The following is a 13,650-nucleotide window of genomic DNA, read 5'->3' on the forward strand; positions in this document are numbered from 1 at the left end:
GATTTAGCCGCAACAAGCTCTGCCCAAGGCTTGCCTGCCCCCAAGGCCGCGAGTAGCATGTGCTGCCAGCAATCAGTTTTTTCATAGGCTTTTTGTGTCCGACAAAATCTCTCCAGACACGCTTTCTGTCTCGCAACCGGTCTTTCAGTGCCTATCCAACACTCAGGCGCGACTGGAAAACCATACCGAACTGACCAACGGTGCCAGTGCTGCTATCTGGCGTCGTGAAGAAAGTGATCTCACCCGCTATCAGCATCCCGGCCATCACACCCTGAGTTGTTATCTGGGTGGCGGTCATGCTATCCGGCGCTTATTTGCCAACCGAACTCAGGGCGGCGGCGGCCCCGGCCGTATCTGTCTGATGCCCGGTGACGGGGATTCCCACTGGGATGTAAACGGCCCGATTCACTTTATGCACCTCTACTTTTCTGAGCAGCATCTGAAGGATCTGGCAGGTCGCATTCAGGACAGAGGCAGCGATCATCTGCAGCTGCAGGATATGACCTTTATGGAAGACAGCTGGATCAGCAGCCTGTGTCAGCAGGTGATACGCCCGCTGAACTGGCAGGACAACGCGGATCGCATCGCCCTGAGCAGCGCCAGCGATATGCTGATGGTGCATCTGTTGAAGAATTATTGTGGGGATTACAGCAGCCTGCCGGAGAGCAAGGGTGGCCTGTCACCGTATCTGCAGCGACAGCTTTTGGACTATATCGAACAGCATTTGGATCAACCCCTGACACTGCAGGAGCTGGCGGCTTTTGCCCAGCTGAGTGAATACCATTTTGCCCGCATGTTTAAAGTGAGCTTCGGGCAGGCACCCCACCAGTACGTTACCGAGCGGCGGTTAAACCGTGCAGCTGATCTGATTCGGGATAAACGCCTGTCACTGGCAGAGATCGCCCTGCGCTGCGGCTTTTCCAGCCAGAGCCATTTTAGTCAGAGGTTTAAGCAGTTTTATCATGTGACACCGGCTCAGTATCGGAAGGGGCATTGAAGATAAAGGGATAATCATGCAAAAAAAACAGAAAGGGAAAAATGGAAAAATCAGCTTGATCGTAGGAACAACCGCCAACAGCTATAGCATAATTGATCGTAGGTTAATGAAACCTATATGCCACCAAAAATTAGATAATGCTAACCTACAAGGAAGCATGCTTTTACAAGAGATAGACCAAGTATCACTAAATCGATCCAGAAAAATCAGTTATTTCGTCCCAAACAACATTTCTCTTCTGCTATCCGTGAGCGAAAAGTCTCTAAAAGAAGCGCGTATGATTCACGCCCAATACCTGAGCAACAAAGAAATCGAATTTGATTTGAATAACATGACAGAGGATAGGAAGGGGATGATGGGGAAAGCATCATCATTAGTTTGCGACTATCTGGAAAGTATCCAAACTTCTATTGTATTTGGATATACGGCGCTTGAAGCTTTCGTCAACTTAAGTATCCCATCCGATTACACCTACAAGACTGATAAAAACAACAAAGGAATATGCGAAATATTTGATAAAAACGCTATTGAGAGATGGCTTCCACTCAAGACGAAAGTAAAGTCTGTATTGTCTGATGTTTACAGTACAAAAAGCGTTACCAGCCAAAATTGGTGGGATAATTTTATCTGCCTGGAAAACTATCGTAATGAGATTATTCACCAGAAAAGCATCAATCATACCGAGTTTTATAAGGTCTATTTTAAGCCAAACATTTTCAAAATATGTGAATCACCAAGTGAGCTTATCCAATTTTTTCATGATTCACATATAAGTATGAATAGAACCAACCCTATCTGGCCTTGGCTCAAAGATGACGAAACATTACCGGTAAACACTACATATAATGCCAGTCAGTTTGAAGTAATTGGCAACCTATACGAAGGCTTTAGAACACGTAATTGAACAAAGCAAAATGCACTGAAATCAGTGCATTTTTTGTGCTTGTAACGAAAGCTCAAACCCGCAGGCGTGGGCATATTTCAGAAGCGTTGACCAACTCGGATTAGCATTACCCCGCTCAAGACGGCTGATATTGCTCTTATTGGTTTGCATCCGCTCTGCGACCTGCTCCTGAGTTAGCCCTGCTTTGCTTCTCATGGTCAGTAACTGGTCGATCAGATTGAACTCATCTTCCAGTTTGTCGTATTCCGCTTTTACTTCTGGATTTTTCAGCACTCGCTGTTTCAGTCGTTGCAGACTCATAAGGACTGAACCTCTCTCTGACGATCCCGAGCCAATTTCAGCTCACTCTTCGGTGTTTTCTGTGACTTTTTCACAAAGGCATGCAGCACATAAATATGCTCGCCATGAAGGTAACAAAACAGCCCTCTGCCAATACCTTCCTGAGCTTTTGCCCTCAGTTCAAAAAGGCCATTGCCCATCGCCTCCGTGTGGGGCGAGCCAAGGTTAGCACCATGCTTCGCCATCATCTCAAGCAGCTTAACCATTCGCGCCTGGATTTTAGGTGGCATTTGCTCAATCTGGTCTTCAACCCCTTCGTAAAAATCGATCTTCCATGTCATCGGAAATCCTTTTCTTGGTTATCATATATGATAACTCTAGTTCACAGAACAAAAAGCAGCCAACTTTTACCCCCGCTTCCAGCGGTGATACTTCTCCACCCATGCCAGCAGTTTCTCCGGGGCATGGGCTTTCTTCCACTCCCCTGCGGCAAACTTATTGGCCTCAGCCAATGTGGGATAGGTATGAATAGTGCCGAGGATCTTGTTCAGCCCCAAGCCATGTTTCATGGCTAACACATACTCCGCCAACAGATCACCGGCATGGGTGCCGACAATGGTAACGCCGAGGATTTTGTCTTTACCCGGCACGGTCAGTACCTTCACAAAACCCTCATTGCTGCTGTCGGCGATAGCGCGATCCAGATCATCAATCCCGTAGCGGGTCACTTCAAAAGCGATACCGCGTTCGCGCGCTTCAGTCTCAGACAGGCCAACCCGGGCAACCTCGGGATCAATAAAAGTTGTCCAGGGAATCACCGAATAGTCCGCCTTAAAGGCTTTCCACTCTCCAAACAGGGCATTCACCGCCGCGTACCACGCTTGATGGGCGGCAGTATGGGTAAACTGGTACGGCCCCGCCACATCACCGGCGGCATAGATATTCGGGTACAGGGTTTCCAGATATTCGTTGGTGACCACGGTTCGGTCGGTCTGAATCCCCAGCTCCTCAAGACCATAACCGGTCAGGCGAGCAGTACGACCCACGGCACAGATCAGGTGATCAAACTCGATCACCTCTTCGATACCGGCGCTGTTCTTCACGATCAGGCGTTTCTCACCATCGACATCATCATCCAGCAGCTCGCCATCCCCCGACAATTCGCAGCGCACCGCCTCGTAACCTGTCATCAGGCGAACGCCGCTTTTACGCAGGGCGTCTGCCGCCAGCTCAGAGACTTCCGGGTCTTCCCGCATCATCACGCGTTCGTTGCGCTCCACCTGAATCACGTCACTGCCCAAGCGGGCAAAACTCTGCGCCAGCTCACAACCGATGGGGCCACCACCGAGCAGCACCATACGCTTGGGAATTTCATCCTCTTTCGCCAGCTGTTCCCAAAGGGTGTCGCTGGTGAGATAACCCACCTGCTCCAGCCCCGAAATATCCGGCACGATGGGTTTGGCACCGGCAGCGATGACAATACTGCGCGCTGTTAGACGCTGGCTGCCGCCATCATTGAGCTGAATCTCCACCGTCCAGGGATCAATAATTTTGGCGTAGCCCTGCAGCACCTCGACACCAAGACCGGTATAACGCTCGACACTGTCGTGGGGTTCGATGGTGGCAATCACATCATGGATACGCTGCATCACCTTTTTAAAGCTGAAGGCAGGCGTTGCAGCTTCCAGCCCGTAGCGGTCAGCATGACGCATCTGCTCCGCCACCTTGGCGCTTTTAATCAGCGCCTTACTGGGCACACAACCGTAGTTAAGACAGTCGCCGCCCATCTTATTGGCTTCAACCAGAGTCACCTTGGCCTTTACCGCAGCGGCGATGTAGGCACTTACCAAGCCAGCAGCACCACCACCAATCACAATCAGGTTGCGGTCGAATTTGGCGGGTTTGTTAAAACCTTTGTAGACCCGGCGCTTTTTCACCACAGCGACGATTTTCTTGGCAATCAGCGGGAAAACACCCAGCAGGGCAAACGAGAGCAGAATCTGTGGCGAGACAATACCGGACAGGGAATCCAGCTGACCGAGCTGAGTACCGGCATTCACATAAACCAGCGTACCTGGCAGCATACCGATCTGGCTCACCCAGTAAAAAGTTCGGGCTTTGAGCGGGGTTAAGCCCATCAGCAGGTTGATCAGAAAAAACGGAAACACAGGAACCAGACGCAGGGTAAAGAGATAGAACGCACCCTCACGCTCCACGCCCTGATTAAAGGCAGAAAGACGATCACCAAAACGCTGCTGCACGCTGTCCCGCAGAACAAAACGCGCCATCAGAAACGCCAGCGTCGCACCAAGGGTCGAGGCAAAACTTACCAGAATCAGACCTTCAAGCAGGCCATAAACCGCGCCAATCGCCAGCGTCATAATAGTGGCTCCCGGCAGGGAAAGCGCCGTTACCGCCACATAGATCAGGAAGAAAACCGCAGCGGTGATAACGGGGCTCTGATCCCGAAACTGTGCCAGCTGATCCTGACTGTTTTTCAGGCTGTCCAGTGTCAGATACTGGTTCAGATCGAAGGCGAAAAAGACGGCGATCAGTGCCGCGATAAGGCCAATAAGTAGAATTTTTTTCATCGGGATTCCTTTCGTAGGATCAGCCGGAAGGTTTTGATTTGTAAGAAAATACGCAACAGATGACGTTTAAGATTCAACCCTTAGCAATAAAACATGAGCTTGTTCACAGTTTCATTGCTACAACCTAGTTCATTTTGTCGGTAATAAAAAAGCCAGCTCAAAGGCCGGCTTCCTGTACTCGGGTTCTGTATTCCTGTTTGGTGAGAATAGTCACCGACTCTGTCAGCGGATCAAAGACGATAGTCAGCTCGCCTTTCACCAGCTGCTGGCGTACCTGCTGTACCCAGTCTTCAAGACCGGCATCAACCTCTGTGGTGTCATAACCCTGACGGGTAACAAAATCTTCCAGCAATCCCTGCAGCGCATCCGGTGAAATATCCCGGTAGGGGACTTCGATCATAAGGTGTCTCTTTCTCTCAAAGTGTCAGTTTCTGCAAATATCATCAGTTCGCGGTAAACGATCAGAACACCCACCAGCTGGCTCCGCGATTCAGTGTCGCGCGGCAACCTTCCAGCTGTTTGTGATATTCAATGGCGCGGTTGGCGACCTTGGTTGAGACATCCTTCAGCCAGGATTTGTTCTTCCAGGTTTTGTCTGCGTAACCACCATGGCCTTCGTGATAGGCGATATACATGTAGTAGGTGTTGTTCCGCTCGATGCCGTTTCTCAGGAAGCCCTGATAGTTGTACCAACCGATAAAGTCCACCGCATCATGGAAGCTGCCGCGACTGGCGTGACGGTTGCCGGTTTTGTCCTGATACTCTTTCCAGGTGCTGTCCAGCGCCTGGGTGTAACCATAAGAGGAAGACTTACGCGGCCCCGGAATAATCCCCAGAAAGGTGGTTCGCTCCGGCTGAGCATCCGGTTTGAAGGATGATTCCTGATGGATAAAGGCCATCAGGATAGGCACAGGGGTGCCCCACTTCTCTTCCGACTGCTTGGCGGAGATATACCAGTCAGGATACTGACGGAAAATATCACAGGCACTATCCGGCTTCTGCGGCGGAGCCACGGCACAGCCGGTTGTTACCAGAGTCAGTGCAAGAGCGATTAAACCCAATCCCTGTCGTTTAACCCGCCCGAAGCGTTTGAACAGATGTGTACGCGTGTTTTCCATTTTGCTCATCAGTATCACTATCGGTTGCTATTGCTGTTTCTGTTTCCGGAAGACTCTTGCAGGTGTCTTAGGGAGACTTAAAGCTTACCGTGCTCACGCAGCAGCGCCAGAAGTCCCTCTTCATCGGTGACCTCAATACCCAGCTCCTGAGCCTTGGTCAGCTTGGAACCAGCGGCTTCACCGGCGATCACCAGATGGGTCTTTTTGGAAACGCTGCCGGATACCTTGGCCCCCAGCTCCTCCAGAGCGGCTTTGGCATCGTTACGTTTTAGCTGATTCAGCGTGCCGGTCAGCACCAGTGTTTGTCCCGCTAACGGCAGCTCTTCCGCCGGTGGACGGGCTTCAATGGCAGGCCACTCGATACCTTCTGCCAGCAAGGCATCCAGCGTTTCCAGATTATGCGGCTGACGGAAGAAGGTGACGATATGGTGCGCCACAATGGGGCCAACATCCGGTACTTCCAGCAACTGTTCTTCGGTCGCGTTACGGATGGCAGCCAGATCACAGAAATGCAGCGCCAGCTGTTTAGCGGTCACTTCACCCACTTCACGAATGCCCAGCGAGTAGATAAAACGTGGCAGTGTGGTTTGCTTGGCTTTCTGCAGGGCATCCAGCAGGTTCTGGGCAGATTTTGGCCCCATGCGTTCAAGGGCAGAAACGTCTTCCACCTTCAGATGGAAGAGATCCGTCAGACTGTTGACCAGCCCCTGATCCACCAGAATCTCCACCAGCTTGTCACCAAGACCATCAACATCCAGTGCTTTACGGGCGGCAAAGTGTTTGATGCCTTCTTTGCGCTGAGCCGCACAAACCAGACCGCCGGAGCAACGCACGACGGCTTCGCCTTCGGCACGTTCGGTTTCTGAGCCGCATACCGGACAGGCCGCCGGGAAAAGCACATCACGAGCATCGTCGGGACGCTTTTCAGCGACCACAGAAACGATCTGCGGGATCACATCACCAGCACGACGCACGATAACGGTATCACCGATTTTCACTCCCAGACGCGCCACTTCATCGGCATTGTGCAAAGTCGCATTGGAAACGGTGACACCACCGACATAAACCGGTTCAAGACGGGCAACCGGGGTAATGGCACCGGTACGGCCCACCTGAAACTCAACATCCTTCAGTAGAGTCATCTCTTCCTGCGCGGGGAATTTATACGCAATCGCCCAGCGCGGTGCGCGGGAAACAAAGCCAAGCTCTGCCTGCAGATCCAGTCGGTTGGTTTTAAAGACGATACCGTCGATCTCAAAGGCCAGCTGATCACGGCGCTCGCCCAGGTCACGATAATAATCCAGACAACCCTGAACACCAGTCACTACCTTGAGTTCCGGATTCAAGCGGAAACCCAAACCGCTCAGTTTCTGTAACACTTCGCTGTGATGTTCCGGCATAAAGCCATCACTCACCTCACCCACGCTGTAGGCACAGAATTCCAGCGGGCGCTTGGCGGTAATCCGGCTGTCCAGCTGACGCAGACTACCCGCCGCTGCATTGCGCGGGTTCACAAAGACTTTCTCACCGGCTTCTGCTGCGGCCTTGTTCAGTTTCTCGAAGCCCGCCTTTGGCATATAGACTTCACCACGAACCTCCAGCACCTCAGGCAGTTCACCACTGGCATCATTCGCGGTCAGACGCAGAGGCACGGAGCCGATGGTTTTCACATTCTGGGTGATATCTTCACCGGTTGTACCATCGCCACGGGTGGCCGCCTGCACCAGCAAACCCTTCTCGTAACGGATACTCAGGGCGATACCATCCAGCTTGGGTTCGCAGGCGTATTCGATCTCATCATCCATACCCAGACGCTCTTTCACCCGCTGATTGAAACGGTTGAACTCGTCATCATCAAAGGCGTTATCCAGCGACAGCATAGGAATGCTGTGGGTGATCTGGCTGAAAGCCGACAGGGGCATAGCACCAACCCGCTGAGACGGTGAATCCGGTGACTGCAGTTCAGGATGTGCCTCTTCCAGCCCCTGCAGCTGTCGCATCAGGCGGTCATATTCTGCATCGGGAATGCTGGGCGCATCCTGCACGTAGTAACGGTAGTTATGTTCGTTCAGCTGCTGTCGCAGGCTTTCAATCTGCTGAGCGGGTGTCTGCTCACTGTTGGCTGCAGAGCTGGATTCAGGTGAAGAACCGGACAATAGAGGCATAGGTATCCCGAAACTGATGTAGAAAGTAAACCCTGTCCCGGCCTGACCGTGAAGGGTGAAAAATCCTTATGAGGTAAAGGTGCTGTCGCCATCACCTTTACCCTGAAACTTAATGTCAGCCTGTAAGCTGAACGGGTTAGCTGTGATTATAAAGACCAGAAACAACAAAACCACCCTGAGGTGGTTTTGTTGTGTACGCCAGCTGTAAACCTGATGAAATCAGGTATTAACGCATGCGCGCCAGCTGTTTGCGGCGCTCAAATTCCTGAATACGCTGCTTGTAGTGCTCGATGGTCTGAGGTGTCATCACGCTGCGGTCTTCATCCCGCAGCTCACCATTCAGATGGCGAACAATCACCTTCGCGGTTTCCAGCATCATGGTGAAGCATTCCTGACTGCTGCCCGGAGACGGTAAGCCCATGACGAAGGACACACTCGGAATATAAAGCTCGTCGATCTGATCAATATCGAACACACCCGGATTAACCGAACTCATCATGGAGAACTGAATCTGAGGGCCATCTTCGGTTTTAACGAAGCGGTGGAACACCTTCATATCTCCGATCTGCATGCCACACTGCATTACCACATGCAGCAGGGCAGCACCGTGGAATCCACGCTCATCTTTGCACTTAACGTGCATCACCAGCAGCTCATCGGCATCAGCGATCTGTTCGCGCTCTTCATCCGCCGTCATCAGCGGCTTACGGGTAACCGGGCGCTCTTTAAAGGTGGTGCGCTTTTCTGAGAACAGAGGATCCTGCGTATCCTGTCGGCTATGCTTCGCCTCGCGCTCTTTCTGAGCAGCAACATCACGGGCTTCCTGTTCCGCTTTCTCCTGTTCCTGCTTCAGATGCTCAGCCTGTTTCAGCTGTTCCGCTTTCAGTTGTTCGTTTTTCAGCTTCAGCGCCTGAGCCTTATGAGCGGCTTCCTGCTGCTGAATATACTGACGCTCTGCCAGACTCATCTCTTCTGCCGGAGCCTGCATCTTCATACGCTCTGACGGACGCGGGCCTGTGTGTTTGCCCTGAATACGACGGGCAGCGGCTTTAACCGGATCAAGCTCTTCAATGGCTTCAGCTTCTGCCTCGGCATCAGCCTGTTTCTGCAGCGCCAGACGCTCCTCTTCCTCAAGACGGCGGGCTTTAGCTGCAGCAAAGCGTTGTTCCAGCGGCTCAAGAGGTTCCAGATCATCCATGCTGGAATCAACCGCATCAAATTCAGTAATGTGCAGATCATCTTCTGAAGGCGATGAGATACTTTCAGATAGCGCAGGAACGGGGTCCGGCGCATAGGTCTCAGCGTCGTCTGCAACAGGCGCTGCAGTTTCAAAAACGGGTTCATCCGGAATCGCTTCAGCATTTTCAGCTTCAGCCTGACCGTTGATCTCTGCTAACAGCTGCTCTTCAGACGGATGCAGTTCCACATCTTCCGGATAAGAAGTGTCAGGCTGCTCAGTCGTTTCTGGCTGAAGCGCATCCTGTTCAGATATTTCCTGATGCTCAGACTCATACTGATGTTCTGCTTCAGGCTCAACAGGATAAGACGCTTCCTCAGGCTCTGGTTGCAGAGATTGAGTCAGCTCTTCCGAAGCGCGGGAATAAAGCGATGAGACAGGAGGCGGCTCCGCCGAAGGGATCTCAACCTCATGACGCAGAACCGGAATCGGATCATCATCAAAGACTTCAACATCGTGGCTTTTTACGACGCGGGCACCACCGGAAGGTAGTTCCCTGCGCAACTGTTCCTGTCGCGCCCGTTCTTCTTCATCCATTTGCTCATTCTGGTCGACTTTGCGCATACGCCGGATACCATCGGCTATGATCAGCAACAAAATCAGTCCACCCAGAATCATCAGCCACTCACGTAAGCCCATGCAGTGAAAACCCTGTATAAATAATTAATTGTTGACTCAGACTAATTGACTTTCGCTATTTTACGCTACAAAAAGAAACATTTATACGTCTACTAGTGCAGTTGCTTCATCAATGTCAACCGCCACAATTCGGGATACCCCCGGTTCCTGCATAGTAACACCCATCAGGTGATCCGCCATCTCCATGGCGATTTTGTTGTGACTGATGTAGATGAACTGAAGATGCTCTGACATTTCCTTAACAATATTGGCATATCGACCAACATTGGCATCATCCAGAGGAGCATCCACTTCATCCAACATACAGAACGGAGCCGGATTGAGCTGAAAAATTGAGAAAACCAGTGCAATAGCCGTCAGCGCTTTTTCACCACCGGATAAAAGGTGAATGGTGCTGTTTTTCTTACCCGGTGGACGTGCCATGATGGAAACACCGGTTTCCAGCAGATCATCACCGGTCAGCGCCAGCCAGGCACTACCGCCACCGAAGACTTTCGGGAACAGTCTCTGCAGCCAGCCATTCACCTCATCAAAGGTCTGTTTGAAGCGCTGGCGGGTCTCTTTGTCGATCTTACGGATCGCATTTTCCAGCATGCCAAGCGCCTGAGTCAGCTCATCGTGTTGGGCATCCAGATACTGTTTACGTTCCAGCTGAGCTTCGTACTCTTCAATCGCGGCCAGGTTGATCGCACCCAGACGTTTAATCTTTTCGCTGACCTCGTTCTGCTGTTCCTGCCAGCTGTTGGCCGTGGCATCTTCCGGCAGGCCGTTAAGCAGATCGTCCAGATCACCACCAATCTCATCCAGCTGTTCGTTAATGCCTTCACGCTGAACCGAAAGCGCCTGCTGCTGCATACGCATTTTTTCCAGCTCGGTACGTACCCGCTCCAGATCACGTTCATGTTCGGTGCGGCTTTTCTCCAGCTGACGCATGGCATCATTCAGCTGATGAGCACGTTCACGCACGCCCATCAGTTTCTGTTCCTCTTCCGCTTTACGCTCGATCAGCTCATCCAGTAAGAGTTCACTGTCTTCCTTCGGCTCCTGCACATCTTCCAGATGCATCAGCAGGTCTTCGCGTTTTTCCCTCAGGCGTTCAAGCTGCTGCTCGATGCGCTCAATGCCTTTCTCTGCCAGCTGTTTCTGCCCGGTCAGCTCCTGACGGCGCAATGCCAGCTGGTGCAGTTTGTCACGCTCAAGGCGAACCGCCTGACGCTTCTGCTCATACACTTCTTTTGTCCGGTTACGATCCGCCTGCAGATGCTCACGCTCTTCGGAGAACTGCTCCACCTGCTCCAGTGCCAGCTGCCAGTTTTCACGGGCCTCTTCCAGCAGGTTCTGTTCTTCCTCTTCCCGGGCCTGAATCTGCGCCAGCTCTTCGTTCAGGTGGCGCTGACGCTCGTTAAACTGCTCCTGCTTCAGTTGACGGGTACGGATCTGACCGTCCCATTCACTCTTCTGGCGCTGTACCGACATGCGCTGATCCGCCAGCTGGCCGCTGCGGTTTTCCAGATCCTGCTGCTGGTTTTTCAGCTGATCCAGTGTTTCGTCCAGCTCCGCCAGACGTTCCCGACCGGCTTCCAGATCCAGTTCCAGCTGCTCAATATCCCGGGCGCGGTTCAGAACACCGGCCGCCTGAGTATTACCTTTGTGATAACGCAGCCAGCCATGGCCCAGCCAGATACCCTCTTCGGTGATCACCGAGTAACCCAATGGCAGCTGCGACAGACGGGTGACACCGGCTTCAATAGAATCAACCACCACCACCTGTAACAGGCGCTCCGGCAGTTGCCCCTGACTGACCGCCACCTGAGCGGCAAGAGTCTCGCTTTCGCTGACATTACCGGCCAGTTGCGGCTGGGGATAATCTGAAGCGATAAAGGTGAAATCCGCTTTGTCGTGCTCAAGCAGGCCAGTAGCCAGTTCCGGCAGTTGCAGCTGCTTGCAGGTTAAACCCTGCAGCTGAGCTTCCAGCACGGTTTCCACCGCCTGCGCCCAACGGGGGGCAACATCCAGCTGTTCGGCAAGCTTAGGAACCTGAGACAAACCATTACTGGCCAGCCAGCGCTCCTGGGCGGGATCATCTTCCGCCAGAGCAGCATCCTGCAGCGCCTGCAGAGAGGCCAGACGACCGGAATTGACCTGCAGTTGCTCCTGCAGGGCTTCCCGTTCTTTCTGGCGCTCAGTCAGCTGTTCACGACAGGTCTGTAACGATTCTTTCTGAGACTCAGTTTCCTCTTCCAGAGATTCCAGCTGGAGTTCAAATTCCAGCGCGGTCTCCTGCATCAGCTCCAGCTCTTCATCATTCTCTTCCGGTGCCTCCAGACCATTAAGCTGGTCATGGACACGAGCATGGCGTTGCTTCAGGTCGTTCAGTGAGCGCTCATGCTGCTGAATATTGGATTGTGCCAGCTCCGCATCACGGCGGTACTGCTGGTCTTTCTGGTTGAAACTGTCCCAACGGTGCTGCCACTGCTGCACGTTTTCTTCCGCTTCTTCCAGCGCCATCTCCAGCGCTTCGCTGGCTTCCTGCTGCATCTCAAACTCGGGTTCCAACTCATCCAGCAGCAGAAGTACATCCTGCAGGCGTTCCTTATCCTGCTGTTGCTCCTGATGGTTTTCCTGAATCTGACGATCCACATCCAGAAGATCGGTATGCAGCTGCTGCCCCCGTTGCTTCTGGTGGGTCATCTGCTGTTCAAGGCGGGAGATCTGGTTGCCCAGCTCGTAGAAGCTGGCCTGAAACTGTTCCAGCTGCTCGTTGGATTCCTGATGCTGCTGACGGCTCTCTTCGATCTCACTTTCTGCCCGACGCAGGGCAAAGAGGTGCTTCTCAGAGCGGATCTCAAGATCGCTGATCACGGCGGCGTACTGACGGATCTGTACATCCAGATCGCGCCAGCGGATCGCCCGCAGCTGGCCTTTTAAGCGGCGTTCCTGTGCTTTCAGTTCACGGTAACGGTGAGCAGCTTCCGCCTGACGCTGCAGGCGTTGCAGCTGGCGTTCCAGCTCATCGCGGATATCCTGCAGACGCTCAAGGTTTTCGTTGGTGCGGCGCATCCGGTTTTCGGTTTCCCGGCGGCGCTCTTTGTATTTGGAGATGCCGGCAGCTTCTTCGATGGTGTTACGCAGCTCTTCCGGTTTGGCTTCGATAAGACGGGAGATCATGCCCTGTTCGATAATGGCGTAACTACGGGAACCCAGGCCTGTGCCTAAGAAGATTTCGGTAATGTCTTTACGACGACACTTGGTGCCGTTGAGGAAGTAGTTCGACTGACCATCACGGGTCACCTGACGCTTCAGGGCGATCTCCGCGTATTGGCCGTACTGACCTTTCAGGGTGCCATCGCTGTTATCAAACACCAACTCAATAGAAGCCTGCCCGACCGGTTTACGGGCGGTGGAGCCGTTAAAGATAACGTCGGTCATGGACTCGCCACGCAGATGCTTGGCAGAGCTTTCCCCCATCACCCAGCGCACGGCATCGATAATATTGGACTTACCACAGCCGTTCGGCCCCACCACACAGGTCATATTTTTGGTGAAAGGCACCGTGGTGGGATCGACAAAGGATTTAAACCCCGCCAGTCGAATACATTTTAGCCGCATAACCTGCTGTGTCCTTTTTACCTGATGTCAGGTCCTTCGGGAGCCTGTCCGATCGCTAATCGGGTATCTGAAAGTCGTTTTTAAGGTGACCAACAAAAGCAAAGCAGGGCT

At 52.7% G+C, this 13,650-nt stretch carries 10 protein-coding genes; 2 read left to right on the forward strand and 8 right to left on the reverse strand.

All coding sequences use genetic code 11. From position 1 onward, the window contains the following. The first annotated feature begins 94 nt into the window (after positions 1-94). Together BV405_RS10405 and BV405_RS10410 are read left to right on the forward strand one after the other, a co-directional pair. A complete protein-coding gene (locus BV405_RS10405) occupies positions 95-997 on the forward strand; it encodes an AraC family transcriptional regulator (protein ID WP_086480782.1) in 903 nt (300 codons plus the stop codon). A gap of 16 nt (positions 998-1,013) precedes the next feature. Then, positions 1,014-1,901 (forward strand): hypothetical protein, encoded by an 888-nt coding sequence (locus BV405_RS10410; protein WP_086480783.1) that lies wholly within the window; start codon positions 1,014-1,016, stop codon positions 1,899-1,901. 21 nt (positions 1,902-1,922) lie between these two features. Here the strand turns inward: BV405_RS10410 and BV405_RS10415 are convergent, their stop codons facing one another. The 8 genes from BV405_RS10415 to smc all read right to left on the reverse strand — a co-directional run bounded on the left by BV405_RS10415 (position 1,923) and on the right by smc (position 13,539). Beyond that, positions 1,923-2,201 (reverse strand): helix-turn-helix domain-containing protein, encoded by a 279-nt coding sequence (locus BV405_RS10415; protein ID WP_086480784.1) that lies wholly within the window; start codon positions 2,199-2,201, stop codon positions 1,923-1,925. Further along, positions 2,198-2,521 (reverse strand): type II toxin-antitoxin system RelE/ParE family toxin, encoded by a 324-nt coding sequence (locus BV405_RS10420; RefSeq protein WP_086480785.1) that lies wholly within the window; start codon positions 2,519-2,521, stop codon positions 2,198-2,200. Before BV405_RS10420 ends, BV405_RS10415 begins: the two co-directional genes overlap by 4 nt. A gap of 66 nt (positions 2,522-2,587) precedes the next feature. After that, on the reverse strand, positions 2,588-4,771 hold the full coding sequence (locus BV405_RS10425) for an FAD-dependent oxidoreductase (RefSeq protein WP_086480786.1): 2,184 nt from the start codon (positions 4,769-4,771) through the stop codon (positions 2,588-2,590). Between the two features lie 157 nt (positions 4,772-4,928). Next, complete coding sequence (locus tag BV405_RS10430; protein WP_217895624.1) at positions 4,929-5,171, reverse strand: YheU family protein; 243 nt, start codon at positions 5,169-5,171, stop codon at positions 4,929-4,931. 61 nt (positions 5,172-5,232) lie between these two features. Beyond that, complete coding sequence (locus tag BV405_RS10435; protein WP_245832292.1) at positions 5,233-5,898, reverse strand: transglycosylase SLT domain-containing protein; 666 nt, start codon at positions 5,896-5,898, stop codon at positions 5,233-5,235. A gap of 68 nt (positions 5,899-5,966) precedes the next feature. Next, a complete protein-coding gene (gene ligA / locus BV405_RS10440) occupies positions 5,967-8,054 on the reverse strand; it encodes an NAD-dependent DNA ligase LigA (protein WP_086480787.1) in 2,088 nt (695 codons plus the stop codon). 226 nt (positions 8,055-8,280) lie between these two features. Next, positions 8,281-9,930, reverse strand: coding sequence for a cell division protein ZipA (zipA, locus tag BV405_RS10445; RefSeq protein WP_086480788.1), 1,650 nt, complete (start codon positions 9,928-9,930; stop codon positions 8,281-8,283). An 81-nt stretch (positions 9,931-10,011) separates the two neighbouring features. After that, complete coding sequence (gene smc / locus BV405_RS10450; protein ID WP_086480789.1) at positions 10,012-13,539, reverse strand: chromosome segregation protein SMC; 3,528 nt, start codon at positions 13,537-13,539, stop codon at positions 10,012-10,014. Between the last annotated feature and the right edge of the window lie 111 nt (positions 13,540-13,650).

This window comes from Oceanospirillum sanctuarii, from assembly GCF_002150805.1.
GTDB lineage: Bacteria > Pseudomonadota > Gammaproteobacteria > Pseudomonadales > Halomonadaceae > Oceanospirillum > Oceanospirillum sanctuarii.

What these genes read in the sequence shown, in the direction of transcription:
- BV405_RS10410 (WP_086480783.1), top strand. Translation starts at nt 1,014, where the DNA reads ATGCAAAAAAAACAGAAAGGGAAAAATGGAAAAATCAGCTTGATCGTA.
- BV405_RS10415 (WP_086480784.1), bottom strand. Translation starts at nt 2,201, where the DNA reads ATGAGTCTGCAACGACTGAAACAGCGAGTGCTGAAAAATCCAGAAGTA.
- BV405_RS10420 (WP_086480785.1), bottom strand. Translation starts at nt 2,521, where the DNA reads ATGACATGGAAGATCGATTTTTACGAAGGGGTTGAAGACCAGATTGAG.
- BV405_RS10425 (WP_086480786.1), bottom strand. Translation starts at nt 4,771, where the DNA reads ATGAAAAAAATTCTACTTATTGGCCTTATCGCGGCACTGATCGCCGTC.
- BV405_RS10430 (WP_217895624.1), bottom strand. Translation starts at nt 5,171, where the DNA reads ATGATCGAAGTCCCCTACCGGGATATTTCACCGGATGCGCTGCAGGGA.
- BV405_RS10435 (WP_245832292.1), bottom strand. Translation starts at nt 5,898, where the DNA reads ATGAGCAAAATGGAAAACACGCGTACACATCTGTTCAAACGCTTCGGG.
- ligA (WP_086480787.1), bottom strand. Translation starts at nt 8,054, where the DNA reads ATGCCTCTATTGTCCGGTTCTTCACCTGAATCCAGCTCTGCAGCCAAC.
- zipA (WP_086480788.1), bottom strand. Translation starts at nt 9,930, where the DNA reads ATGGGCTTACGTGAGTGGCTGATGATTCTGGGTGGACTGATTTTGTTG.
- smc (WP_086480789.1), bottom strand. Translation starts at nt 13,539, where the DNA reads ATGCGGCTAAAATGTATTCGACTGGCGGGGTTTAAATCCTTTGTCGAT.